This is a genomic window from Kaistia defluvii (genome assembly GCF_026343955.1).
Classification (GTDB): domain Bacteria; phylum Pseudomonadota; class Alphaproteobacteria; order Rhizobiales; family Kaistiaceae; genus Kaistia; species Kaistia defluvii.
In genome coordinates this window covers 84,853-110,655 of the sequence record NZ_JAPKNI010000001.1, presented here as the reverse complement: position 1 = coordinate 110,655, position 25,803 = coordinate 84,853, and the positions used below count along the sequence as shown (strand labels likewise).

The window sequence follows — 25,803 nt, the reverse complement described above, 5'->3', positions numbered from 1 at the left end:
ATGGGCGTGGCATGGTCGGGCCATGCGCATCCTCACTTTCTGCCTCGCCCTGCTGCTTCCCGCCGCTGCCCAGGCCATCGATCTCTCGACGCGGATCGGCTTCGCCGACGTGCAGTCGGGGCGGTCGGCGCCGCTGCTGCAGCGCGTAAACATCATCGATGGTACGGACGACCGCGATTCGCTGCTGAAGATCGGGCCGTCGCTTGGCCTCTCCCGCAGCGAGATTTCGCGCATCCGCAGCGTCTCGGGCTATGTCGGCTGCCTGTCGCCTTCGCCCTCCGTCGGATCGGCGGCGCTGTTCCTGACCAACCAGCAGATTCTGACCGCGGCGCATGTCTTCTTCGAGCCCTCGGGCAAGCGGCGCTGGAAATGCTTCTTCCGCCCGCAGAGCGTCGATGGGCCGATGATCGACCTGATTGTCGACGACCGGACACATTTTGGCTCGAAGAAGCCGAAGGCGGGTTCGAACAATGATTATGCGATCGTGCGGCTGGTCGAGCCGCTGGCGGGCGCCGTGCCGTTTCCGGTTGCGCCGGACGTGCCGGTGCAGAATGGCGACAAGCTGATCGTCATCACCGCGCATCCGGCGGAGATGGAGAAGGAAGTCGATCGCGATATTCCCGTCGCGCAGGGGTGCCAGGTGCGGCGCGCCATCGACAAGTCGCGCTCGGCGGCGGCGACCTCGTTCTTCCGGACGGATTGCGATGCGACCGGCGCCTCGTCCGGCGGCATGAACCTGTCACGCGTCAATGGCCAGTTGGTGTTTCGCGGCATCACCATCACCACGGGGCCGTGGCGGGATCCGCGCTACAAGGGCGCGCCCTATAGCGAGAAGGGCGGCAGCGTCACCACAGCCCTGGGGGCTGACGCCGCCATTCTCGCCGCCGGCCGGGCAATGGCTGCCGGCGGTTCCTGACGCTGGGGACGGATCCCGGTCATCTCAGCGGCCGCGCGCGCCGGAGATGTAGAGGTCGATCTGCGACCGGCTGATGCCGACATCGGCGAGCATGCGGTCGTCCATCGACATCAGGATCCGGCGATCCTGGCGGCGACGCAGCCAGCGCGGAAGGTTGAGCGCGTTCTTCATGATGGTATCTCCCTGCAAGGCCGGCGGTTTATTCGTCGGCGAGGGGTTGATACCGTAGCGTCAGGCCGGGCGCTGTGAACGCTGTCACGGCGCGCGGCGGCTAGCCGAAATGCCCCGCCGTCGTGCTGGTCGCCGCGCCCTCATAGCGCGGCAGCAGGTAGATCGCGGCGATCGCCGGCAGGGTGATGACCGCGAAGGCGATGGCCAGGGCCGGCAGGCCGAACTGGATGAACGGCGCCACGAGGGCGGTGCCGATGGTCGGCAGCAGCGTGATCGCCAGCATCAGCGCCGCCGAACCGCGTCCCTCGTCGGGAGCGGAAGCCGCCAGCGACTTGACGAAGCCGACGCCGCCGCGAAGCCCCAGCCCGCCCGGGACGGGCAGCATGATGAACAGCAGCACGACGATGCTGGAGCCGCCGGCAAAGGCGTAGGCCAGAAGGGCGATCGCCGAGGCGCCGACCATAAGCGTGCCGATGGTGACCAGTCGCTCCGGACCCCAGCGATGCACGAACACGCCGGCCAGATTGGAGGTCACCACGAACATGGCGACGCTCAGGAGCTGGAACAGGACGAAGCCCTCGACCGTGCCGCCCATGGTCTCGACCATGATGTAGGGTGCGCTGAAGACGAAGGTGATCAGGCCGCCGAGGATCAGCGAGTGGCTGAGGGCATAGCGCAGATAGGGACGATTGCGGAGCAGCGCCCAATAGCCGCCGCGCGTCTGGCCGGCCTGCATCTGCGGATTGGCCGGCAGCAGCGACGGCTTGAGCAAGATGACGATGGAGACGAGCCCGCCCAGTACGGCCGGCACGATGAACGAGGCCTGCCAGCCGGAGACATGCAGCAGCCACGCGCCGATCAGCGGCGCCAGGCCCGGCACCAGCGACTGGATGCTGCCGATGACCGAAATGGCGCGCACCGCGCCGGTATCGCTGAAAAGCCGGCGCAGCATGGGGGCGGGGAGGACCGCGGCGCCCGCCGAGGTCGCGCCCTGGACGACGCGGATGGCGTTGAGCGTCCAGATATCGGTCGAAAGCGCCGCCAGCGCCGAAACGATCGCATAGGCCAGCAGCGACCAGGCCAGCAGCTTTCGCGCGTCGAAGCGATGGGCGATGCTGCCGAACAGGATCAGGCCGATGCTGGAGCCGCCCATATAGGTCGCGAGTACATATTGCGCCGCCTGCGGATCGCCGCCGAGCAACGAGGGCAGGGTCGGGATCGCCGGCAGCACCAGGTCGATCGACACCATGGTCGAGAGGGTGGCGATGACGACGACCAGGCAGGCCAGCATGCGTTCCCGCGGCGTGCGGGCTTCGTCGATGGTGGAATCAGGGTGTTGCATGGGAGACGCGATCCATAGGCAGGGATGCGTCAGCTACCGCAATGGGCGGCGCGGGGATAGTGCTCGAATGCAATCCGCCCGTGGTTAGCCGCGAGGAGCGGGCCGGGCGCCGCGTTGCGCCAAAGAAAAATGGCCTCCCGGGGGAGGCCATTTTCTGGCTCAGGCTAGAGCCTGCCCATCAGCAGCAGGATCAGCAGAATGATTAGGATCAGACCGAGGCCGCCACTCGGATAGTAGCCCCAGCCGGAGCTGTACGGCCAACTGGGCAATGCTGCGATCACCAGGATCACGATGATGATCAGAAGAATGGTACTCATGTCAGCTCCCCGAATTGGCTCATATAAGGCTCAATGCGGTGCGCCTGTTTCGGTTCCATGCGCAGGGCGGCGTCTGTCGCTTCCTGTGGCGGATCAGGGCCGTCCGTCAAGATGGCGGGCGCGGCGCAGATCCGGGAAGAAGCGCGCCCACAGCGCCGCCACGGCAACCGTCCCGGCGCCGCCGATCACCACGGCGCTGACGGCGCCGAAAACGGCGGCCGACATGCCGGCCCGGAACTCGCCAAGCTCGTTCGAGGCGCCGACGAACACCATGTTGACCGCGTTCACCCGGCCGCGCACCGCGTCCGGCGTCCAGAGCTGGATCAGGGTTTCGCGGATATAGACGCTCACCATGTCGCTGGCGCCCATCAGGACAAGGGCGACGACGGACACCCAGACCAGCGTCGACAGGCCGAAGACGATAGTGGTCAGGCCGAACATGGTGACGAAGGCGAACAGCAGCAGGCCGGCATGGTTGCGGATCGGATGGAAGGCGAGCCATGCGGCGACGGTCAGCGCGCCGACGGCCGGCGCGGCGCGCAGCAGGCCGAGGCCCCACGGGCCGACATCCAGGATATCGCGAGCGAAGATCGGCATCAGCGCCGTGGCGCCGCCGAGCAGGACGGCGAACAGGTCGAGCGAGATCGCGCCGAGCACGATCTTTTCCTTCCAGACATAGCGGAAGCCGGCGATCACCGTCTCCCAGCTCGCCTTGTCGCCGAGGATCTTCTGCGCCGGCTTCGGCACCAAAAGGATCAGGATCGCGCCGATGATCATCATGGCCAGCGCCACGGCATAGGGCGCCTCGGGCGAGATGCCATAGAGCAGGCCGCCGGCGACGGGGCCGACAATGGTCGCGATCTGCCAGGCGGAGGAATTCCAGGCGATGGCGCTGGCGAGATCCTGCGTCGGGACGAGATTGGGCGCCAGCGATTGCGAGGCCGGGCCCATGAAGGCGCGGACGATGCCGAAGAACAGAAGGATGCCGAAGACGATGACGACCATCTCGCTGCCCGAGATGGTGAAGGCCAGCAGCGCCATCACGGCAAACGCTTCGCCGGCCAGGCAGAGCGCCATGATCATGCGGCGGTTGAAGCGGTCGGCGACCGAGCCCGTCACCAGGACGAGCAGCAGCGCCGGCAGGAACTGCACCAGCCCGATCAGGCCCAGGTCGAAGGGATCGCGCGTCAGGTCATAGACCTGCCAGCCGACGGAGACGCTCACCATGTTGACGGCGAAGGTCGCGCAGAGGCGGGACAGCCAATAGAACAGGAAGCCGCGATGTTGGAAGGCGCCGAAGCTCTTGCGCCTGTGCGCAGCCTTGGTGTCGGGCATGGGTGGGAGGTCCAGACCTCTGATGCGGGGAGCGCCGAGGCGACGCCCGGCGCGATGGTCAGATCGTCTCTCTAGTCCCGCGCCGGGACCGCGACAATCCGGAACAGCCATCGGGTCGCAATGCGGCCGATCGTGTGACCTTCTGGTCGCAACCAGCCGGCCTCAACGAAAAAAAAGGCGCAGCCTTGGCTGCGCCCTCTTGAGGTGTCGGTGCCGTATGGATCAGTCGAAACGGCCGCTCGCATGGGCGAGCATCGTGTAGACCTTGCCGGTATCGGACACGAGGTAGGCGTTGTTGCCCGCCGTATCCTGGCCGTTGCGGGCTACTTCCTTCAGCAGGCGCTCGAAATCGCCGACATAGCGATCGACTGCTGCCTTGAAGTCCGCCTCGCTCTGATACTTGCGGCGGATCTCGTCGAAGGTCTGCTGGCCCGCCAGCGTGTAGAGGCGGCGGGTGAAGACGTTCTTCTCGCCGCGATGGTGACGTTCCCAGAGCTCGGCAGCCGCGCGCGGATCGATCGCGCGGGCAATGTCGGTCGAGAGATTGCCGAGCGACGCGCCGTTGCCGGCGGCGGCAGCCGGAGCTTCCGCCTCGCGACGCTCGACGGGAGCCGCGCTGTGATCCTCGTCGCGCGAGGCGCGGCGCAGCAGGTCGGAGACCCAGCCGCGCGGCTCGGCCTGTTCCGTCGCCGGAGCGGGCTTTGCCTCGGCGCGGGCCGGGGCCGGAGCCGGGCGGACCGAAACCGCCGGACGGGCAGGCTCGACCGGAGCCGGGCGAACCGGGGCAGGGCGCTGGGCAGCCGGGGCGGACGTCGCCGGGGCAACCGTGGCGGCGCGAACCGGCTCGGGTGCCGCCTGGCGGACAGCCTGGGCGGCGGCCGGCTGCGGCCGGGCGAAGGACGGGGCCGTCTCGGCAATGCGACCGCGCGGCGCCGGTGCCGGCGTGCCGGGCACCGAGACGTCGAGCGACTTGCCATGCTTGCCGACGATGTCGGAGAGCTCGGAAAGGGCCTTCAGCTGGTCGGTGACGACCCGGCGCATGGCGTCGGCGCTTTCGCGCGTTTCGGCCGGGAGTTCGAGCACGCCGCGCTTCAGTTCGGTGCGGGTGGTTTCGAGATCCTGCGCCATCTCCTTGGCGGCCGAGCGCATTTCGTCGGTCGCGGCCGAGAACTGCTTGGTCGCCTGGGCGACCACCGCGGCCATGTCGTCCATCAGGGCGCGGTTCGCCTCGCGGACCGCCTCGGCGGCCTTCTGGCTCTGGCTGCTGGCGGTGGCCTGCATGCCTTCGAGGTTTTCGAGAACGCCCTTGGCGGCGGTCTCGCTCGAACGGGCGAGCATCCGGGCGACCTCGGCGGCGCGCTCCTCGGCATCCTTCAGCGAGGTGCTGACGGTTTCCGTGAAGGTGCGCATCATGCCATCCAGCTCGGACGAGCGGGCGGCGAGGCTCTGGGCAAGCTGGTCGAGGGCGATGCGGCGCTGCTCGATCGAACCTTCGATTTCGCTGTTGGCCGAGGTGAGCGTGCTGGCGGCGAAGCTGAGCGAGCGGCCCTGGTCCTCGAAGCGGCCGGCGATGGCGCCGACATTTTCCAGCACGTCCTTCGACACGTCGCGCAGCATCTCGACCTGCGAAGCGAGCAGGGTGGAGGAATTCTGCGTGCCGCCGATCGCCTGCTCGATCGCCTGGGCGAACTCGCCGGTCCGCGTCGCCAGACCCGTCTCGATCTGGTTCAGGTTCTCGGTCGTGCGGGTCAGCAGCGCGTTGAGCATCTCGTTCGACTGGGCCAGCCGGTCGACGATGCCGGCCACATCGGTGCGGAGCCGCTCGTTGGTGGAGCCGAAGCTCCGCGACACGGTCTCGCCGCTGTCGATCAGGGCGCGGGCCGCCTCGTCGGTGCGCGACAGCACCATCGAGACAATCTCGGAGCCCTTCGACGACAACAGGTCGACGATGGTGTCGCCGGCGGTGGCGACGCTGCTGGTCAGGTCGTTGCCGCGCTGGTCGATCGCCGCGACGAGGCGGTTGCCTTCGCCGTCGAGCAACTGGGCCAGTTCCGCGCTGCGGGTTTCGAGAACCGCGTTGAAGGCGCGGGTCCGTTCTTCCAGCGCGCTGGCCGTGTTCATCGCGCGCCCGCCGAGGCTCTGCTCGACTTCGAGGGAAACCCGCGAAATCTGCTCGGCCGCTTCGGCGGACACCCGCGACAGGTGACCGGCCGCGTCGGCGCTCGAGGTCGACAGAAGCTCGACCGTCGAGCTTGCCACCTGCGACAGCGCCTCGGAGGCCTGATTGGCCGAAAGCGTGACCGTCTCGGAGACGCTGAGAGCCGAACGGGCGAGGTTGCGGGAGGCTTCGTCCAGCGACTGGGTCAGCGCCTGGCTGGCCTCGGCCGCCGATTGCGAGAAGACCTGAGTGGCGTCGGCCGCCGACTGGGTCAGGCTCTGCGAGGCATCGCTCGCCGAGGCACGCAGCGCGCCGCTGGTCGTATTCGAGGCGGCGACCAGCTGCTCGGTCGCGTCCGAGAGCGAGCCGACGATCTGTTCGGCGGCGCGGACCGACTCACGGCCGAGCGTCGAGCTGATGTCGCTGAGGCGCGTCGAGAGAATCTGGTCCATCTGGGCGGCGCGGGCATCGAAGCTGTTGGCTGCCTCGACGGCCTTTTCGCCCAGCGTCTCGTTGATCGACTGCCAGCGCTCGGACAGCATGTCCGAAAGCGCCTGGGTGCGATCGGAGAGACGGCCGGTCACGTCCGAAAGGCGGTCGTCGATGATCGCGCCGATTTCGGCCTGGCCATTGGAGAAGGCCTCGGCGATGTGGCGCGTGCGCTCGATCAGGGTCTGGTTGATCTGGGCCGAGCGGGCGTCGAGGGCCTCGTCAATGCGGCGGGTATTGCTGTCGAGCGTCTCGGAGACGGCGCCGATCTTGGATTCGATCGCGTCGCCGAAGCCTTCGAGGCGCTCCGCCAGCGTCGTGTCCATCAGGTTGGCGCGGTCGGCGAAGCGGGTGACCAGCTCGGGGCCCCGGACCTCGATGATGTCGCGCAGCGCCGCGAAGCGCTCGTCGAGACCGGTCGCGATGGCGAGCCCGCGATCGTTGATGAGGTCGCCGAAGCGGCTGGACGTATCGACGATCCGGTCATGGACGGAGGTCGCGCGGTTCTCGATCTCGCCGGCGAGGTCGGTGCCCGAGGCGACGATGCGCTCGTGCACGGCCGTGGCGCGGCCCTCGATCTCGTTGGCCAGATTGGCGCCGGAGGTGACGATGCGCTGGTGCACGGCATTGGCGCGGTCTTCGATCTCGTTGGCGAGCTCGGAGCCGGAGGTCAGGATGCGGTCATGCGCGACGCGGGCCTGGTTTGCGATCTCTTCCGAGAGCGACGAACCGGAGGCAACGATCTGATCGTTGGCGAGGCGCGCATGGCTCGCGATCTGGTCGATCAGGCCCGAACCCGAGGTGACGATCTCCTCATGGGCGGCGCGTGCCTGGCTGGTCAGCTCCCCGATCAGTGTGTTGCCGGACGAGAGGAACTGGCGATGCGCGGAGAGCGCCTGGTTGGCGATCTGGTCGGCAAGGCCGGCGCTCGCTTCCAGCATCTGCTCCTGCGCGAGGCTGGCCTGGCCGGCGATGTCGCCGACCAGGGCCGAGCCGGCCGAGACGATGCGGTCATGCACCGCGCCGGTGCGGGTCTCGATCTCCTCGATCAGGCCGGATCCGGCCTCGATCACGCGCTGATGCACGGTCGAGGCACGGGTCTCGATCTCGTCGGCGATCTCGCTGCCGGAGACGATGATGCGCTGGTGCACGGCTTCGGCGCGGCTGGTGATCTCGTTGGCGAGCTCGGAACCGGAGCTGACGATGCGCTGATGCACATCGGTGCCGCGGCTCTCGATCTCGGCCGCGATCGCGCTGCCCGAGGAAAGAATGCGCTCGTGGATCGTGGTGGCGCGGTTGGCCAGCTCATCGGCCAGTTCGGAACCGGAGCTGACGATGCGCTGCTGCGCATCGAGGCCGCGACGCTCGATCTCGCCGGAGATGTCGGTACCGGAGGCGATGATGCTCTGGTGCACGGCATCGGCACGGTCGGTGATATCCTGCGCCAGTTCGGTGCCGGTCGACAGGATGCGCTCGTGCACGGTCTGGGCACGGTTCTCGATCTCGCCTGCGAGCTCGGTGCCGGAAGCCACGATCCGCTTGTGCACGGCCTCGGCACGGCTCTCGATGTCGCCGGCCAGATGGACGCTGGAAGACAGGATGCGCTCATGCGCCGCCTGGGCGCGCGTCTCGATCTCGCCGACCAGGTTGCTGCCCGAGGTCAGGATACGCTCATGCACCGCGTCGGCGCGGGTCTCGATCTCGCCAGCCAGACTGGTGCCGGAAGCGATGATGCGCTGATGCGCGGCCTCGGCGCGGCTCTCGATCGTATCGGCCAGTTCGGTGCCCGAAGTGAGAATGCGCTGGTGCGCGGTCTCGGCGCGGTTCTCGATCGTGTCGGCCAGCTCGGTGCCCGAAGCGAGGATGCGCTGGTGCGCGGCTTCGGCGCGGCTCTCGATCGTGTCGGCGAGTTCGGTGCCGGAAGCGAGGATGCGCTGGTGCACGGCGCCGGCGCGGCTCTCGATCGCATCCGCCAGTTCGGTACCGGAGGCCAGAATCTGCTGGTGCGCGCTGTCGGCGCGTTTGGCGATCTCGTCGGCAAAACGGCTGCCGGACGCGAGGATGCGCTCGTGGATGTCCGTGCCGCGGCTCTCGATCGTCGAGGCGATCTCGTTGCCGGAATGCAGGATGCGCTGATGCACGGCGGAGCCGCGCGTCTCGATCGCATCGGCCAACTGCTGGCTCGATTCGATGATCAGGTCGTAAACGGCGGTGCCGCGGCTCTCCATGGTGTCGGAGATCTGCTTGCCAGATTCGACGATCCGCTCATGCAGCAGGCCGGCGCGCGAGGCGATGGTCTCGGAAATCTCGTTGCCGGAGGCGATGATCGTCTCGTTGACCTTGAGGCCACGCACGGCGATCGCCTTGGCGACTTCGCCGCCGACCGTCGCAAGACGTTCGGTCAGTTCGGCCGAGCGGGCGTCGAAGGTCTCGTTGACCGCGTTGGAGGCGCCGTCGATGGTGTCGCGCAGCGCCGCGGTACGGGCTTCGATCAGCGTCGCCATGATGTCGCCGGCCGAGGTCAGCCGCTCGGCGAGCGCGCCGCCATCAATGGCGATGGCGTCCTGGATCCGGTCGCCGGTGAGCGCCAGACGGTCGGCGAGGTCGCCGCCGCGGTCGGAAATGGTGTCGGCGATGCGGTTGCCGGTCTCGTCGAGCTTGTCGTTGATCTCCTGGCCGCGCAGGGCCAGGTCGACAATCAGGCTGTCGGCATTGGACTTCAGCGCGGCGTTCACTTCGCGGGTATGCAGCGAAATCGTCTCGGCGACCTGGTTGCCGGTGACCGAGATCGAGCGGGTCATGTCGGCGGTACGCCGATCCAGGCCTTCCGTCAGTTCCTCGGTGACGCGGGCCAGGGTCTCGTTGACCTCGCGTCCGCGCTCGGCGACGGTTTCGGCCATGGCGCGGCCGGTCGTCTCGAGGGTCTCGTTGATGTCGGCGCTGCGCGACAGCAGCACATCCGTCACTTCGACGCTGGTGCGCGAGAAGGATTCCGTGACGTCGGTTGCGGCGCTGGTCAGGCGGTTGACCAGATCCTCGCCGCGCAGCGACAGCTTGCTGATCATCTCGTCGCCGGCCGTGCCGAGCGCCGTGGTGATGTTTTCGCCGCGTCCGGCCAGGGCCTGGGTGATGCGGTCGCCGGAGCCGATGATGTTGGCGGCGATCTGCTCGCTCGCCTCGCCCAGATCCTTCGACAGCGATTCCTGCGCCGACACGATCGAGGTGCGGACGCGCTCGGAATTGATGACGATCGCCTCGCGCTGGTTGGCGAGGTCGTCGATCAGGCCGCGCATGCGGACTTCATTGTCGGAATAGGAGCGTTCGAGCGCCGCGACCTCGTTGTGCACCAGCAGTTCGAGCTCGCTGGCGCGGGCCAGCGCCCGCTCGATGCCGTCGCCCATGGCGGCAACTTCGCGGCGAATGGCCTGGCTGACGGTGACGACGGCTTCGGAAGCGGCGTCCTCGGGCTCGGACAGGCGGGCGGCGACATCGGAGATCGAGCGCGCGGCGATGCGCATTTCCTGCGCGCGGGCCACCATCATGGCGATGCCCCACACGATGCCGACCGGTAGCACCAGGGCGAGCGCGATGTTGGTGAACTGGGCCGAGCCCACGGCGCTGTCGCCGGAGAACAGGCTGATATTGGCGGAGCTCACATAGGCCGCAATGGCGCCGACCCAGGCGATCGAGAACAGCGAGGCAAGCGGGTAGATCAGGCGCGACGGACGGCGCGCGGGCAGCGAGGCGCCGCCGACGCGACGGTCGTCATTGGCGGGCATGCGGCTGTTGCGGCCGGACTGGCGGCCGCGCGGCGAGGCGCCGGGTTCTTCGGAGCGGGTCGGCGAGGGCAGGGCGCGGTTCGCAGCCGCTGCCGGGGCTTCTACCTTGCGCGGTGCATCCGCGCGGCGGGGCGCATCTCCCTTGCGGGGCGCCTCCTGAAGTCTGGGGGGCTCAAGCCGTCGATCGCGCGGACCGCCGCCAGCGGGTGCCCGGGGGCTCGCCGTCGTCGGAGCGTCGAAATCGATCCGGAGCGCCTCCTCCACGGCGGTGAGCGCTGCATCCACCGGGTCCTTGGACTTCGGGGTATTCGCCATTTTTTAGCCTCGCGTCCGTACTCGATACTCTGTCGGCCGCTTCGACGGGAACCCGTCAAAAGCACGAGGATGCTTCCAGGACACAGCTAGCGCTTGATACGTGCGCCGAGATCGCCACAACCCGTAGATCAGCCTGTCCCCCGGAGACGCCATACTCGCGATCCAGATCGGCCTTCACACCCTTGCCCGTAGCCCCACCTTTTGGCACATTAGGGGCAGGGGTACAAGAAAGTACGGCTTTCGGTAGCAATTTGTTAACAAGGTATTGACGGCGTGTGTGCCGGCTCCCAGCGAGACCGGCATGAACAGACATGTCCGATGCGGAAGACTTCGCAGCCGCGCGAACGACCGTTTGCATCCCCGTATCGCCTGCGGACGCCGTTTTTCTCGGGCGATGGCTCACGAGACATGTTGTTCCCAGCAGCGATCCTGTCGAATTGGCATGGGTCGCATCATTTATGGCTGTTCGCGAGAGATCCCGCCATCCCATTGCTGGCAGCGCGGCCCAATATTGCGCGATAGACGATCCGGTTCCTGGATGACGAAGCGGAAAGTCTACGGCAGGCCCCGTATCCGGGGCAGAATTGGCGCCCGCAGGACCGGCGATCGATCGTTAACCATCCCATCCGATTTTCCCGCGTCCGGCTGGTGGACCAATCGGTCGCGGCCGCGGTGGCGCACAGGCCTTGGCACGCAAGCCGCATATCGCCTATAGGGGGCGGTCTTTTGCAGCGTCGCGGATGCCATGGCCAAGATCACCTATATCGCCTTTGACGGTACGCCCTACGAGATTGAAGCCCGTGATGGTTCGACCGTCATGGAAAATGCCGTGCGCAACGCCGTGCCCGGTATCGAGGCGGAGTGTGGCGGGGCCTGCGCCTGCGCGACCTGCCATGTCTATGTCGATGAAGCCTGGGTCGCGATCACCGGCGAGCCGGAAGCGATGGAAGAGGACATGCTGGACTTCGCGCAGGACGTGCAGCCGAACTCCCGCCTTTCCTGCCAGATCCGCGTCAAGCCCGAACTGGATGGCCTGATCGTCCGGATCCCCGAGCGCCAGGGCTAAGCCCCGACGCGGCCGCGAGTGAGGTTGGTTTTGCTCGCTGGAGGCGTTTGCGCGGAACTTTGATGCTTTGCAGCGGTGCGCGCAGCGGTTAAACGTCGCGCGCATTCACTATTTTAACGGTATGATCATGAGCGAAACCATCGAAGCCGATGTCGTCATCGTCGGCGCTGGACCTGTCGGACTGTTTGCCGTCTTCGAACTGGGCCTGCTGGACGTTCGCTGCCACCTGATCGATATCCTGGACAAGCCCGGCGGCCAGTGCGCGGAGCTCTATCCCGAAAAGCCGATCTACGACATTCCGGCGTTTCCGATCATCACCGGCGACGGCCTGACCGAAAACCTGATGGCGCAGATCAAGCCGTTCGATCCGACCTTCCATCTCGGCGAGCAGGTGAACGGCATCGAGCGCCTGGAAGACGGTTCGTTCCGCGTCACCACCGATGCCGACAAGGTGTTTCTCACTAAGGTGGTCGTGATCGCAGCCGGCGGTGGCTCGTTCCAGCCCAAGCGCCCGCCGGTTCCCTCGATCGAGGATTTCGAGGGCAAGTCGGTCTTCTATTCCGTCCGCAAGATGGAAGCGTTCCGCGACCACGACATCCTGATCGTCGGCGGCGGCGATTCCGCGCTCGACTGGACGCTGAACCTGCAGCCGATCGCCCGGAGCGTCACGCTGATGCATCGCCGCGACGCCTTCCGCGCCGCGCCCGACAGCGTCAACAAGATGCGCGCGCTGGTCGAGGCGGGCGAGATGAAGCTGATGTTCGGCCAGGTCACGGGGCTCGAGGGCGCCGACGGGCAGATCACGCATGCCGTCATCGCGGACAATGACGACAACGAGCACAAGCTGCCGACGACGCGGCTGCTGCCCTTCTTCGGCCTGACGATGAAGCTCGGCCCGATCGCCAATTGGGGGCTCAACCTGCATGAGAACCTGATCAAGGTCGATACCGAGAAGTTCCAGACCTCGGAGCCCGGCATCTTCTCGATCGGCGACATCAACTGGTATCCCGGCAAGCTGAAGCTGATCCTGTCCGGTTTCCACGAGGCGGCGCTGATGGCGCAGGCCGCGAGCCGCATCGTGTTCCCGGACAAGAAGATCCTGTTCCAGTACACGACCTCGTCGACCAGCCTGCAGAAGAAGCTCGGCGTCGCGTGACCCGTCGCGCCCGATGGCCCGGCGAGCGCGCCGGGCCGGAACTCCGGGCGGCGCGGCCCGTTTTCCGATGATCCAGAGTCGGAGACGACGATGAAATCCAGCACGCACGAATTCGCCGATGCCGGCGTCATTCCCAACAACCCGTCCCTGCCGCTGATCCTCTATCGCCAGGCGCTGGCGGAAGACGGCACGGACCGCGCCTCCGCGTTCGAGCGGCTGTTCGTGTCGCATGGCTGGGGCGGCACCTGGCGCAACGGCATGTATCCGTTCCACCACTACCACTCGACCGCGCATGAGGTGCTGGGCATCGCTTCCGGGACGGTGACGGTCCAGCTCGGTGGCGAAACCGGCAAGGCGATGGAACTGGTGGCGGGCGACGCCGTGCTCATCCCGGCCGGTGTCGGCCACAAGCGCCTCCGCTCCAGCCCCGACCTGCTCGTCGTCGGCGCCTATCCCGTCGGCCAGCGCTGGGATCTGATTCGCGATGACGACGTCGTCGACGGCGTCGCGGTCCGGGCGCGGATCCGCGCGCTGGAGATGCCGTGCGAAGACCCGATCGAGGGCAAGAACGGCCCGCTGCGGACGCATTGGCGACGTTAGCTGCGGCTCCGGCCTCTAGGCGGTTTGAGCCAAGGCCAGTGCAAGCTCACGTGCATTTTCGGCGTTTGAATGCCCTCTCCGGCTGGGGTTCGGTGAGGGAACATGTGCAATTCCATGGCGGGTACATAGGCGAACAGCGTGTGCGCCCAATGCGATGACTGGCCGGTCAGTCAGTTCGTGCACTGTAACCTGGTCGAATGACTCATCCATTGCCCGACGAGAAATGCGCTCCGTGCTGCTGAGAGGTATGAGTTGAAAAGCTTGAGTCATATACAATGACGATCTCGCCATGCCCGCTATCGCGAGGGCTATATCGAGGGTCCGATTGAACCGGATATGCGGTAGGTAGCCGAGTTGCTCCAGCGTTGTTCGGTGCAACTCAATGGATTGCGCATCAAGCCAATGTTGGGCAACGAGCACCGGTCCGTCCATTGACCGGGACGCCATCTGGTATGGAGTAACCCAATCCCCGTCGAAGCCAACATCGGCCAGCGTCATGTATCCATCAATCCGCAGTGAACGGCGACGAGCAACAATCGAGGCATAGTCTGGCTGCATTCGAGATTTCCCCTACGTAATGATGGGTAATCCCAACTCAATCAGATTGTCAAATTTGTGCGACTGTCCTGTCAGTCCGGCTTCTTTCCACCCTTGCCGCCGATCTTGGTCAGTTCCGCGATGAAATCCGCCATCGCCGGCGGCTTCTCGGCGATGAAGGGCAGGGGGCGGCAGACGTCGATCGCGGCGATGCCGACGCGCGCCGTCAAGATGCCGTTGATCACGCCCTCGCCGAGCCGCGCCGAAAGGCGGGCGGCGATGCCGTGGCCAAGAATCTGCTGCACCAGCGAGTCGCCCGCCGCCATGCCGCCGGTGACGGCGAGATGGGCGATGACGGTGCGGGCGAGGCGCAGGAAGCCCAGCGTGCCGGGCCGGCCGCCATAGAGCTGGCCAAGCTGGCGGATCAGCCGCAGCGCGGTCACCAGCACGAACAGTAGGTCGACCAGGGCGCGCGGCGAGATCGCGGTCACCAGCGTCACCCGCTTGGCGGCGGACAGCACCAGCGTCTGGGCAGCGATGTCGAGCGGGCGCAGCAACTCCTGCTCGGAGAGTCCGATGAGGTCGCGCCCGTCGATGATCTCGGCGGCATGCTGCGCCAGCGCGGCGCGGCCATGCGCCGTGTCCGGGCGCTCGCCATAGAGTTCCGTCAGGTCGCGCACCGAGGCTCGAGCGGCGATGCGGTCGTCGCGCCGTGCGGCGTCTTCGGCCGCCTCGCGAATCCGCGTGATCCGCCGCAGCCGCAGGAGCCCGCCGATCTCGCGGAAGGCGAGGGCGACCAGCGCCACGCCACCGGTGGCGGCAACCGCCACCGCAAACCAGCCGAGCCATTCGGCGCGCTGGAACAGATCGCGGATCAGCTGGTCGACGGCGAGGCCGATGCCGAGCGAGAGCAGGATGCCGAGCGCGGAGACGAGGATGTTGGCCCAGCGCGGGCCGCGACGCGGCTTCGGCAGAACGGGAACCGGAAGCTCCAGCTCCTCCGGCTCGGCGATCACCACCGGCCGGTCGCCGGGGCGGTGCGCGATATCGGGATCGTCGACGACGCGGATGCGATCGAGCCGGAAAGCGGTCGGCTTGCGCGGGATGTCGGTCATGCCAGCCGGTCTCCGATCAGGAATTCCAGCGCCCGGTCGAGGCGGATATGCGGCAGCGACAGGGTGATGCCCTCGGCCGTCCGCTCCAGTGCGGGTGGGCGGAAACGGACGAAGCGCAGCGATGTCTGGCCCAGTTCAGAAGTTGAGTGAGCACCTGAAAGAACTGAATCAGGATTGTTCGGCAAGTCGCCGGGAAAGAAGGCGATTTCGCTTTTGCCGTCGAAGGTCTCGCCATCGATCGTCTCGCCGGCGAGCGGCGTTCCGATGATTGACGGCAACTTTTCCGAGTCCTGGATGACCACGCCTTCGCGGGTGGCGCGGACCGAGGCGAGCGCCGCCACCTCGACGCGCGCGCCCGCTGCCGAGGCCCGTTCGATCGCCGGCGCGAGCAGGCGCGACAGGATCGCTTCCAGGCGGTCGTGGTCGGCATGATGCAGGTGGTCGGCCTTGGTGGCGCCGATCAGGATGCGGTCGATGCGGCGCGTCATCAGCCCGCCCAGCCACGAGCCGGATCCGGGCCGGTAGCAGCCGAGGATCTCGGTCAGCGCGGCGCCGAGATCGGCCACGGCGGCCGGGCCCGCATTCAGCGCGTTCAGCGCGTCGACCAGCACGATCTGGCGGTCGAGCCGCGCGAAGTGGTCGCGGAAGAATGGCTTCACCACCACGGACTTGTAGGCCTCGTAGCGGCGCGCCATCATCCGGCCGAGCGAGCCGGGCGGCAAGGCCGCGGCCGATTCCGGAAGCGGCGAGAAGGTCAGCGCAGGCGAGCCCTCGAGATCGCCCGGCATCAGGAAGCGGCCGGGCGGCAGGGTCGACATGGCGTTTTCATCGGCGCGGCAGGCACGCAGATAGCCGGTGAACAGCGCCGCCAGCTCGCGCGCCACCGCTTCGTCCTCTGCTGCCGCGGGATCGATGGTCTCGAGCCGCGCCAGCCAAGGGGCGGCGGCGGCCATGCGCGCCGGGCTGCGGGCCATGCCGAGCGCCTCGCGCGACCAGGTGGCGTAATCCTTGGCGAGCAGGGGGAGATCGAGCAGCCACTCGCCGGGATAGTCGACGATGTCGAGGTTGAGCTTGCCCGGCCCGAAGCGGTGCTTGAAGTAGGACGCGGATTCATAGGCGATGGTCAGGCGCAGTTCGCTGATCCGGTAGGTCGAATCCGGCCAGATGCGCTGATCGACCAGCGCGCGCACGTGATCCTCGTAATCGAAGCGCGGCACGTCGTCGTCGGGCTGCGGTTCCAGCCTCGCCCCGGTGACGCGACCGGTCGAATAGGCTCGGAACAGCGGCAGGCGGCCGCCATGGACAAGATTGTGCACCAGCGCCGTGATGAAGACCGTCTTGCCGGCGCGCGCCAGTCCCGTGACCCCCAGGCGAACGGTCGGCGAGACGAGATCCGCCGCGCGATCTCCAAGCGTTGCGAGCGCGAGGCGCGCTTCGTCGGTCAGCGTGGTCAGCTTCAAGGGTCCCGTTCCTGGCCGGTGGAGTGCGGCCGCTCGCGTCTCGGCCGAAGAGCCGGCCGCTGTCCCATGTAGGCACGGCCGGCGGGCGGCAAAAGATCTATTCGTCGTCGGCGATCGGTTCCGAGCCGACCAGCTCCAGCTCGCGCGGGCGGAAGAAGGCGACGACCCGGCCGGTCCGGGGCCGGAGCTCCGACCATTTGTGGATGTCGAAGTCGATCACCGCCAGGCCCGCGGTCGGGAACTTGTCGGCGATCTCCTCGCGCAGCGCGGGATTGCCGTTGCCGATCAGTTCGATGGCGGTGTCCTGCATGGTCGGGTTGTGGCCGATCATCATCAGGTTGCGCGCATTGCCGCCCAGCGCGCCGATCGTATCGACATAGGCGTCGGCGCCGACTTCGTAGAGGCCGCGCGTGATGCGGATCTCCAGGTCGGTGCTGATCATCGGCATCAGCCCCATCAGCGTCTCGCGCGTGCGCCGTGCCGAAGAGCAGAGAATGCGGTCCGGGATCAGGCGATGGGCCGCGAGATGCTCGCCGATCATCGTGGCCGCGCGCCGTCCGCGAGGGGCCAGCGGTCGATCGAAATCGGCGAGGCCGGCGACATCCCAGGCGGACTTGGCGTGGCGGAGCAGAAGAAGACGCATGTTGGTCGTTTCGTTCCCGGTTCGGCCGCGAATTCTACCTCAATCGAGGCAGCCGCGCGCGTTCTGATGAATACGCTGTCATGGCTTGCTTCCGAACTCAATCCGGCCGCGAGGCGAGAAGGCGCGCCGATCGGCACACGGGGGGGGCGTCAGCCCGCGTGGCGGCCGAAGCGCGGATTGGGACGTACTTCCTCCGCGTGGGGCTCCGGACGGCGCAGATTGCGCGAATTGTCGACCACGGCCTGGAGCGCGCTGTCGGAGACGGCGCGGGCGGTCGCCAAGGCGGCAAGGTTGATCTGCAGCACCGAGCGGAACTCTTCGTGCCGCTGGCGCAGCCGGGCGACCTGGCCGGGATCGAGGTCCTCCAGGCTTTGCCCGATGGCGCCGAGCACGGCGAGTTCGTCCATGTAGCGCTTGGCATAATGGCTCTTGCGCTGGCCAAGCTCGCGGGCGGCGAAGATCTTGCCGGCGCGCAGCAGCTCTGCCTCGGCCTCTATCAGTTGCAGCAGAGCGTCCATCGTCGCCTCGATGCCGGTCAGCGCGGTCGCTGCCTCGTGGTGTCTCGCGTCGGGGGGCTGCGCGGTCGGGCGGCGGCGGGAGGCGGGATGGGATCGTGCTTCAGTCACGGAGATCTTCCCTGGTCGAGCGCGGCGAACGCGATACGGGCGGAAGCTTGTCCGGGGCTGGGCCGGCAGCTCTGGCCGCAAAGCCCATTCAAACATTGGTAATATTAACGAAGTTTTACCTTCCGTTGCGGCAATGTCACGCTCGCCATCGCCGGTTTGCGCTGCAGCGAGACACTCTTTCCGCATGGCGGCGGCACGATTCTTTCAAGTATATTCAATGGGTTGTAGAAAAACGCGAAACTTCGGCAGCCGATATAGCCGGCTTCGAAAGTGCTTTTTTCGGGCCTCTCATTATCCCGCTCGCTAACGGTTGTCCTAGGCAAGTCGCATCGCTATATTCCGCGCCGAAATGCCATCGACAAGGGGTCATTCATGACGCTAGATACCCTTGAAGCGTATCGGCCTTCGGAAGCCGAACCCTTCATGAACGAGCGGCAACGGGAGTACTTCCGCAAGAAGCTCCTCGCCTGGAAAGACGATATTCTCCGGGAGTCCCGGGAAACGCTTCAGCATTTGCAGGACGAGAACGTAAACCATCCGGATCTTGCCGACCGCGCATCGTCGGAGACGGATCGCGCGATCGAGCTCAGGGCCCGGGATCGGCAGCGCAAGCTGATTGCCAAGATCGATGCCGCCCTGCAGCGGATCGAAGATGGCAGCTACGGCTACTGCGAGGAAACCGGCGAGCCGATCAGCCTCAAGCGTCTGGACGCCCGGCCCATCGCCACGCTGTCGATCGAGGCACAGGAGCGCCACGAGCGGCGCGAACGCGTCTATCGCGACGAATAGCGCGATCGTTCTCCGAAGAATTGAAAAGGGCGCGGAACCATGGTTCCGCGCCCTTTTTGTTGCGTCGGCGGAGCCGCCGGGCGGGCGCAACTCGCCTTGGCGAGCCGCGGCCCAGACCTCCGCCTAGCTCTTGCGGGCGTTGGAAATCTCGCCCAGCAGGCGCGCCATTTCCTTTTCGAGATCGCCGACCGACGAGGAGGTCTCGGAGCTCTCGGCCGATTCCGGCTGCGGCGCCTCGATGAAATCCTCGGCAATCGCGACCGGGGCATCTTCCGGTTGTGGCGGTTCGACCGAGGGGGCCGACGAGCGGGGCGGTGTGCCATAGAGATGCGCGTCATCGGCACCCGCCGACTCCGGCCCAAGATCGAAGATCGGCTCGAAGCGCGCCAGGCGATCCGCTTCCTCTTCCATCCCGGCGAAGGGGTCCGCTTCGTCGACGACCGGAGGCGCGGGCGGAATGATCGGCCGGCGCGGGGCAGCGCGGGCGGGATCGACCGAGGGCGCCGGCGCGGCGTTCGGGGCTACCGGCGTCTGCTGCGAGCCGAGCAGCGGGCGCGGATCGTAGGGGCGGGGACGCTGGCCGGTCGGACGACCCTCATTCGGCTCGGAGGGCGATGCCGCCGGCATCGGGCGCGGCACGGGAACCGATTCCGGCGGGATCTCGACGGTGGTCGGCGTGTGGCGCGGACGATTGCCGGACAGGAAGCTCGGGAAGCCCCGGCCGGTGCGCGGCTCGGGCGCCGGGCGCTGCGGCGGGGCAGCGGCCACGGGCGGGGCCGCACGCTGCGGGGGCTCGAAGCTCGCCTCGGGCTCGGCCGGTGCGGAGTCCGTCTCCACGACGCGGGCCTCGATGGGGGCGGCTTCGTCGTCGAAAGCCGGAGCCGCGCGGCGAGCGGGCGCCTCGGCGGGCAAGGGGGCTTCGACCGGCTGAATGTCTGCCGGCTGCGCCAGATCCGGGCGGCGCGTTTCCGCCGGGCGTGCGACAGCTTCCGCAACGGGCGGGACGGCGCGGGCGGCCTGCGGCGTCGGCCGCGCCGGCGCGGCTTCGGCTCGGGCGGGAATCGGCTCCGTGCGCTGTGGCTCCGGGCGGATGGGCTCCTGTCGGATCGGATCCTGCCGGATCGGCTCCAGGCGTCGGGTCTGCTGCTGCGGACGCTGGATGCCGGGCTCGACCACCACGTCGCTGGGCCCGCCGATCAGGATCAGATGCTCGACATTGTCGCGGCGCACCAGGATCAGCCGGCGGCGCTGGTCGAGCGGCAGGGCGTCGAGAACCGCGAGGCGCGGCTGGCGGCCGCGTGCCGGATTGGACCCGAGCTTGCCATTGGTGAACAGGCGGATCAGCCAGAAGACCAGCAGGATGACCAGGAGAACCACGACGAGCGTGATCACGAACTGGGCAATGGTCGCGCCTGTGTCGCCGAACATTGGCGCCAGATAATCGTGCATCTTACTCTCCCGACTTCCGATTCCGGTGCTGCCCGCATGCAGGCCATGAAACGGATCGACCTGGCGCCATCATGCGCCCCGGCTCGATTCCTTGCTTATTCCACGTCTTTCCCGGGCGCTAGGCCCGCAATGGCCCCGCGACACCAGCCGCCGCCAACAATCCCTTGGCGGCGTTAAGAATTCATTGACCATGGCTGTGGCAGAATCCAGTGGATTCGCATGTCCATGCGCGTTGAACGGGTCATTGTTCCGGGAAAAGTGGCCTTGTCAGGGCTCAGCCGCCTTCGTGTCGCCGGTGATTCTCGATCCTGCGGGCGCGGGGCGAGGCTCCCTCTTCAGGGGAGAGCCTGCCATCCTGCGCCGATTTCCGCCGGTCCGCGTTGAATTAACAAGCAATCCTCCGCATTCTCCCTGTTAGAAGCGAACAGCGATTCTTCGCCGTCAACAAGCGTTCGCAAGGATCTATGAACAGATGGGCAGACCGGGGTGCAGGGGTTCATGCCGCACAAGTCGAGCCGCGTAGCGGCATGACCGACGACAGCAACCAGAAAACGCCTCGCCGCGCGCTGGTCGATCGCTCCGATCGCCCCGGCGGGATCGGGCGACTGCTGGTGCTCGCCGGCTGCCTCGTCGGCGCGGCGCTCGCTTTTGCCCTGCTGCCCCCCCGGGCGGCCGAACCCTTCATCTTCGCGCTGCTCGGGCTTCTTGCGGTCGTCGGCGTCTTCACGCTGTTCGCCGCCGCGATCGGGCTGATGCGCTTCACCGGGCGCTCGCCGCGCGATGATCTCGGCCGTGGCTTCATCGACAGCATGGCCGAAGGCCTGATCATCACGGATCGCGACAGCCGCATCCTCTACGCCAACGCCGCCTATGCCGACCTGGTCGGCGCGGACGAGGGCAAGGATGTGCGCGTCGTGGAGCGCGTCTTCTCCGGCGACCAGGCCGCGAGCGAGGCGATCTACCGCCTGTCGCAGTCGATCCGCGAAGGTCGCGCCGCCGTCGAGGAAGTGCGCATGCCGACCCCCCTGGCCGGCCCCGCCAACGGCACGCCGCGCTGGTATCGCATCCGGGTCCGCCCTGTGAAGGCCGGCAAGGATGACGGCCGCCTGCTGACGGCCTGGCAGGTCGCCGATGTCACGCATGACCGCGCCCAGCAGGAAACCGTGTTCCAGGACCTGCAGCACGCCATCGACTATCTCGACCATGCGCCGGCCGGCTTCTTCTCGGCCGAGCCGGATGGCCGCATCGTCTATCTGAACGCGACGCTCGCCGACTGGCTCGGCATCGACCTGACCTATTTCAAGGCCGGCGCCCTCACGCTCGGCGATATCGTGCGCGGCGACGGCGCGGCGCTGCTCTCGGTCGACCGCGAGAATTCCGGCGAGATGCGGCCGCAGACGATCGATCTCGATCTCGTCAAGCAGAACGGCCAGAGCCTGCCTGTGCGGCTGCTGCATCGCGTTCCCTTCGCCGGCGACGGCGCGCCGGGCGCGACCCGGACCATCGTGCTCAATCGCGGCCCCGGGGAGGAGACATCCGAGGCGTTGCGCGCGGCGGAAGTGCGCTTCACCCGCTTCTTCAATCACACGCCCTTCGCCATCGCCTCGATCGACAAGTCCGGCCGGATCGGCCGCACCAACGCGCCCTTCGCGCGCCTGTTCGGGCCGATCAAGTCGGATGGCGGCAGCCGCGCCCGCCTGATCGACGTGATCGCCGAGAGCGAGCGCCCGGCGCTGGAGGCCGCGCTGGAGAGCGCCGCCGGCGGCCGCAGCGAAATCCCGCCCGTCGACACCACCATTCTCGGCCAGGGCGAGCGCAGCGTGCGCTTCTACGTGACGGCCGTCGACGAGGACGCGAACGAGCGCGAGATCGCCACCGTCTATGCGCTCGAGACGACGGAGCAGCGGGCGCTGGAGCTGCAGTTCGCGCAGAGCCAGAAGATGCAGGCGATCGGCCAGCTGGCCGGCGGCGTCGCGCACGATTTCAACAACGTGCTGACGGCGATCATCGGCTTCTCCGACCTGCTGCTCGCCAACCATCGGCCGAGCGATCCGTCCTTCCAGGACATCATGAACATCAAGCAGAACGCCAACCGCGCGGCCGGACTCGTCCGCCAGTTGCTGGCCTTCTCGCGCCGCCAGACCCTGCGCCCGCAGGTGCTGGCGATGGGCGACGTGCTGTCCGATCTCTCGATCCTGCTGGAGCGGCTGCTCGGCGAGAAGGTCAAGCTGCAACTGGTGCATGGCCGCGATGTCTGGCCGATCAAGGCCGACCTCAATCAGTTCGAGCAGGTGGTCATCAATCTCGCCGTCAATGCCCGCGACGCCATGCCGAAGGGCGGCACGCTGACCATCCGCACGCGCAACGTCACGCCGGAGGAGGTGGCGGAGTTCAGCTACAAGCCGCTGCCGCCTGCCGACTATGTGCTGATCGAAGTGGCGGATACTGGCACCGGCATTCCGCCCGAAGTGCAGTCGAAGATCTTCGAGCCGTTCTTCTCGACCAAGGATGTCGGCAAGGGCACGGGCCTCGGCCTCTCGACCGTCTACGGCATCGTCAAGCAGACCGGCGCGCATATCTTCTTCGACAGCGAGACGGATGTCGGCACGACCTTTCGCATCTTCGTGCCGCGCCACGTTCCGCTTGTTTCGTCCAAGCCCGAGATCATCGCCGAGAAGGCGCCCGAGATCGCCGATCTCACCGGCAGCGCCAGCATCCTGCTGGTCGAGGACGAGGAGGCCGTGCGGGCCTTCGCCGCCCGGGCGCTCGCCTCGCGCGGCTACACCGTGCACGAGGCCGCCTCCGGAATCGAGGCGCTGGAAATCATGCGCGAGACCGGCGGCACGATCGATCTCGTTGTCTCCGACGTCGTCATGCCGGAACTCGACGGCCCGTCGCTGCTGCGCGAGCTGCGCAAGGAGCGTCCGGGGCTGAAGATCATCTTCGTCTCCGGCTATGCCGAGGACGCCTTCGCCAAGAACCTGCCGGATGGCGAGACCTTCAATTTCCTGCCGAAGCCGTTCTCGCTCAAGCAGCTGGCGACCGCCGTCAAGGAAACGCTCGGCCATTAGGCCGGGCGCGGGCGCCGCCGCATACCGCGCTTGCCAAGCCGCGGCCGCCTGCGGAGAATGCCAGTCCGTTTCCAACTGGAATGATGTTCATGAACGATCGAACCGCGCCCGCCATCGAAGCGGCGACCACGGCCCTGCCTTTCCGGATCGATCCGGTGACGCGCCGCGTGTCGATCGATGCCAGCGATCCCGCCTTCTTCCAGGATCCCTATCCGGTGTTCGAGGCGATCCGGGCCATCTCGCCGGTGTTCTTCTGGGAGGAACAGGGCGTCTGGTGTTTCCTCGCCGCCGATGACGTCAACGCGCTCTATCGCGACCGCCGTTTCGGCCGGGAGATTCTTCATGTGGCAACGCGCGAGGAACTTGGCATTCCTGAGATCCCGGCGCGTCTGAAGCCATTCTACGATGTCGACGGCCTGTCGATGCTGGAGCGCGAGCCCCCGGTCCACACTCGGCTGCGCACGCTGGTCAACCGGGCCTTCGTGTCCCGGCAGATCGAGCGGCTTCGCCCGCGCATCGAGGCGCTTTGCAACGAGTTGATCGACGGCTTCGCCGCCAAAGGCGAGATCGACCTGATCGAAGCCTATGCGACGCCGATCCCGATCACCGTGATCGCCGAGATTCTCGGCGTGCCGGTCGAGCGCGCGCCCGATCTGCTGGCCTGGTCGCATGCCATGGTCGGCATGTACCAGCTTGGCCGCACCCCCGCGATGGAGGACGCCGCCGTCGCCGCGACGCTCGCCTTCTCGGCCTTTCTCCGGGGCTATGTGCAGGAGCGGCGCGGCAAGCCCGGCGACGACCTGATCAGCCAGCTGATATCGGCCGAGGAGAAGGGCGAAAAGCTCTCCGAGGACGAACTGATCACCACCTGCATCCTGTTGCTCAATGCCGGCCACGAGGCGACGGTGCATGCGCTGGGCAATGGCGTGCGGGCGATCCTGCGTTCCGGCGCGGAGCCGTCCGCTCTGTTCGCGACGCCCGAATCGACGGCCGCGACGGTCGAGGAATGCCTGCGCTACGACCCGCCGCTGCACATGTTCACGCGCTATGCGCTGGAAGATCTGGAGTATGGCGGCATCGTGCTGAAGAAGGGCCAGCAGGTCGGGCTGATGCTTGGCGCCGCCAATCGAGATCCCAACCGCTATGCCATGGCCGATCGCTTCGACACGACGCGCGAGCTGAAGCCGCATGTCTCCTTCGGTCTCGGCATCCATTTCTGCATCGGCGCGCCGCTGGCGCGGCTGGAAATGCAGGTCGCGCTGCCGATCCTGTTCGAGCGGCTGAAGGGATTGCGTTTCGCCGCCCCGCCCAGCTACCGCGACGCCTATCATTTCCACGGCCTCGACGGGCTGCGGCTGGCATGGGACGTTTGATGGACCGGGCCGTGCCGCGGCCTGCCCCTGCGTCGTCGCCGTTGCCAGAGCCTGTCTGCTGGCTGGCGGGCGAGGAAAGCGGGACAAGGCTGCTTACCAATCCGGGCCGTGTGGAGTAAAACCCCGCCATGATTGAAGGTCAGCCCAGCGCAACAGCCTTTCGCGTCGCCATGCGTCGCGCGGCCCACCAGCTCCTCGATAAGCCTTTGATATTCGAGGATCCGCTCGCTCTCACCATCGTCGGGGGCGATCGCGGCTCCGTTCTGGCGCGCGACGAACTCTCCCGCGCCGATTCGCCGGGCGGCGAGACGATCCGCGCCTTCCTCGCGGCGCGCAGCCGCTTTGCCGAGGACCGGCTCGCCGCCGCCGTCGCACGTGGCGTGCGCCATGTCGTCGTGCTCGGCGCCGGTCTCGACACCTTCGCCTATCGCAATCCCTTCGCCGACAACGGCGTTGTCGTTTTCGAGGTCGACCACCCGGCCACCCAGGCCTGGAAGCGGGATCGTCTGGCCGCGACCGGCATTCCGGTGCCGGAGGGCGTGCGTTTCGTGCCGGTCGATTTCTCGGTCGACAGGCTGGACGAGCAACTGCTTGCCGCCGGGCTCGACCCGGCCGAGCCGACCTTCTTCTCCTGGCTCGGCGTCGCGCCTTACCTGACCGAGGCGGCGATCTTCTCGACGCTCGGCATCATCGCGGCACGCCCCGGCGGAAGCGAAGTCGTGTTCGATTATGCCGAGATTCCGGACAAGCTCACCCTGCTGCAGCGGCTGGCTTTCACGACGCTTTCCGGCCGCACGGCCAGCCTTGGCGAACCTTTCGTCACCTTCTTCAAGCCCGATGACCTGGCGGGCCGTCTGGCCGGCCTCGGCTTCTCGTCGATCGAGGATCGCACCGGTCCGGAACTGGGGCAGCTCTATCTTGGCGGGCCCTCCGCGCTGGACCGGGCCGCGGTCGGCCATGTCGTCGCGGCGATCAAGGCTCCGGCAGCTCCGTCCCCCTAGCGGGGGCCGGATGCGCGGCCCGCTGGCAACGGGAGCCAGATTCCCATGGAAGGAATCGGCCTGTCACCTCTCCCCGAGGGGGAGGTGGAGAATGC

General features: G+C 67.3%; 19 protein-coding genes. 8 read left to right on the top strand and 11 right to left on the bottom strand.

Annotated elements, in window-relative coordinates; translation table 11 throughout:
- Positions 1-22 precede the first annotated feature (22 nt).
- Complete coding sequence (locus tag OSH10_RS00515) at positions 23-916, top strand: trypsin-like serine peptidase (protein ID WP_266329493.1); 894 nt, start codon at positions 23-25, stop codon at positions 914-916.
- Between the two features lie 24 nt (positions 917-940).
- On the opposite strand, the gene OSH10_RS00510 is transcribed toward OSH10_RS00515, so the two are convergent.
- From OSH10_RS00510 to OSH10_RS00490, 5 genes are all read right to left on the bottom strand, one after another.
- Complete coding sequence (locus OSH10_RS00510) at positions 941-1,087, bottom strand: DUF1127 domain-containing protein (RefSeq protein ID WP_266329492.1); 147 nt, start codon at positions 1,085-1,087, stop codon at positions 941-943.
- Positions 1,088-1,187: 100 nt separating this feature from the next.
- A complete protein-coding gene (locus OSH10_RS00505) occupies positions 1,188-2,429 on the bottom strand; it encodes an MFS transporter (RefSeq protein ID WP_266329491.1) in 1,242 nt (413 codons plus the stop codon).
- Between the two features lie 164 nt (positions 2,430-2,593).
- Positions 2,594-2,746, bottom strand: a complete 153-nt coding sequence (locus OSH10_RS00500; RefSeq protein ID WP_266329490.1) for a DUF3309 family protein — start codon at positions 2,744-2,746, stop codon at positions 2,594-2,596.
- A 93-nt stretch (positions 2,747-2,839) separates the two neighbouring features.
- Positions 2,840-4,081, bottom strand: a complete 1,242-nt coding sequence (locus OSH10_RS00495; RefSeq protein ID WP_266329489.1) for an MFS transporter — start codon at positions 4,079-4,081, stop codon at positions 2,840-2,842.
- A 222-nt stretch (positions 4,082-4,303) separates the two neighbouring features.
- The gene (locus tag OSH10_RS00490; protein ID WP_266329488.1) at positions 4,304-10,822 is read right to left on the bottom strand and encodes an apolipoprotein A-IV repeat region-like domain-containing protein; all 6,519 of its coding nucleotides are present in this window, start codon (positions 10,820-10,822) and stop codon (positions 4,304-4,306) included.
- Between the two features lie 745 nt (positions 10,823-11,567).
- Here OSH10_RS00490 and OSH10_RS00485 point away from each other — a divergent pair.
- The 3 genes from OSH10_RS00485 (at position 11,568) to OSH10_RS00475 (ending at position 13,644) form a co-directional block, all read left to right on the top strand.
- Positions 11,568-11,888: a 2Fe-2S iron-sulfur cluster-binding protein gene (locus OSH10_RS00485; protein WP_266329487.1), complete on the top strand. Its 321-nt coding sequence runs from the start codon at positions 11,568-11,570 to the stop codon at positions 11,886-11,888.
- Between the two features lie 127 nt (positions 11,889-12,015).
- Entirely contained in the window at positions 12,016-13,044 is a 1,029-nt protein-coding gene (locus OSH10_RS00480) for an NAD(P)/FAD-dependent oxidoreductase (protein ID WP_266329486.1), read from the top strand.
- Between the two features lie 90 nt (positions 13,045-13,134).
- On the top strand, positions 13,135-13,644 hold the full coding sequence (locus tag OSH10_RS00475; RefSeq protein ID WP_266329485.1) for a cupin domain-containing protein: 510 nt from the start codon (positions 13,135-13,137) through the stop codon (positions 13,642-13,644).
- Positions 13,645-13,659: 15 nt separating this feature from the next.
- Here OSH10_RS00475 and OSH10_RS00470 read toward each other — a convergent pair whose 3' ends face one another.
- The 5 genes from OSH10_RS00470 to OSH10_RS00450 all read right to left on the bottom strand — a co-directional run bounded on the left by OSH10_RS00470 (position 13,660) and on the right by OSH10_RS00450 (position 18,025).
- Complete coding sequence (locus tag OSH10_RS00470; RefSeq protein ID WP_266329484.1) at positions 13,660-14,202, bottom strand: hypothetical protein; 543 nt, start codon at positions 14,200-14,202, stop codon at positions 13,660-13,662.
- A gap of 71 nt (positions 14,203-14,273) precedes the next feature.
- Positions 14,274-15,296 carry a YcjF family protein gene (locus tag OSH10_RS00465; protein WP_266329483.1) on the bottom strand — a complete coding sequence of 341 codons (1,023 nt, stop codon included), beginning with the start codon at positions 15,294-15,296 and terminating at the stop codon, positions 14,274-14,276.
- A complete protein-coding gene (locus OSH10_RS00460) occupies positions 15,293-16,756 on the bottom strand; it encodes a YcjX family GTP-binding protein (RefSeq protein WP_266329482.1) in 1,464 nt (487 codons plus the stop codon). Before OSH10_RS00460 ends, OSH10_RS00465 begins: the two co-directional genes overlap by 4 nt.
- 97 nt (positions 16,757-16,853) lie before the next feature.
- Complete coding sequence (locus OSH10_RS00455; protein ID WP_266329481.1) at positions 16,854-17,399, bottom strand: SixA phosphatase family protein; 546 nt, start codon at positions 17,397-17,399, stop codon at positions 16,854-16,856.
- A gap of 149 nt (positions 17,400-17,548) precedes the next feature.
- On the bottom strand, positions 17,549-18,025 hold the full coding sequence (locus OSH10_RS00450; protein WP_266329480.1) for a hypothetical protein: 477 nt from the start codon (positions 18,023-18,025) through the stop codon (positions 17,549-17,551).
- A gap of 372 nt (positions 18,026-18,397) precedes the next feature.
- On the opposite strand from OSH10_RS00450, the gene dksA reads away from it, so the two are divergent.
- Entirely contained in the window at positions 18,398-18,814 is a 417-nt protein-coding gene (gene dksA / locus OSH10_RS00445) for an RNA polymerase-binding protein DksA (protein WP_266329479.1), read from the top strand.
- A gap of 123 nt (positions 18,815-18,937) precedes the next feature.
- On the opposite strand, the gene OSH10_RS00440 is transcribed toward dksA, so the two are convergent.
- A complete protein-coding gene (locus tag OSH10_RS00440) occupies positions 18,938-20,263 on the bottom strand; it encodes a flagellar biosynthetic protein FliO (protein ID WP_266329478.1) in 1,326 nt (441 codons plus the stop codon).
- Between the two features lie 527 nt (positions 20,264-20,790).
- Between OSH10_RS00440 and cckA the strand changes: the two genes are divergently transcribed.
- The 3 genes from cckA to OSH10_RS00425 all read left to right on the top strand — a co-directional run bounded on the left by cckA (position 20,791) and on the right by OSH10_RS00425 (position 25,708).
- Positions 20,791-23,334 carry a cell cycle histidine kinase CckA gene (gene cckA / locus OSH10_RS00435; RefSeq protein WP_266329477.1) on the top strand — a complete coding sequence of 848 codons (2,544 nt, stop codon included), beginning with the start codon at positions 20,791-20,793 and terminating at the stop codon, positions 23,332-23,334.
- 80 nt (positions 23,335-23,414) lie between these two features.
- Positions 23,415-24,707: a cytochrome P450 gene (locus OSH10_RS00430; protein WP_407660642.1), complete on the top strand. Its 1,293-nt coding sequence runs from the start codon at positions 23,415-23,417 to the stop codon at positions 24,705-24,707.
- Positions 24,708-24,835: 128 nt separating this feature from the next.
- Positions 24,836-25,708: a class I SAM-dependent methyltransferase gene (locus tag OSH10_RS00425; RefSeq protein ID WP_266329475.1), complete on the top strand. Its 873-nt coding sequence runs from the start codon at positions 24,836-24,838 to the stop codon at positions 25,706-25,708.
- Positions 25,709-25,803 lie beyond the last annotated feature (95 nt).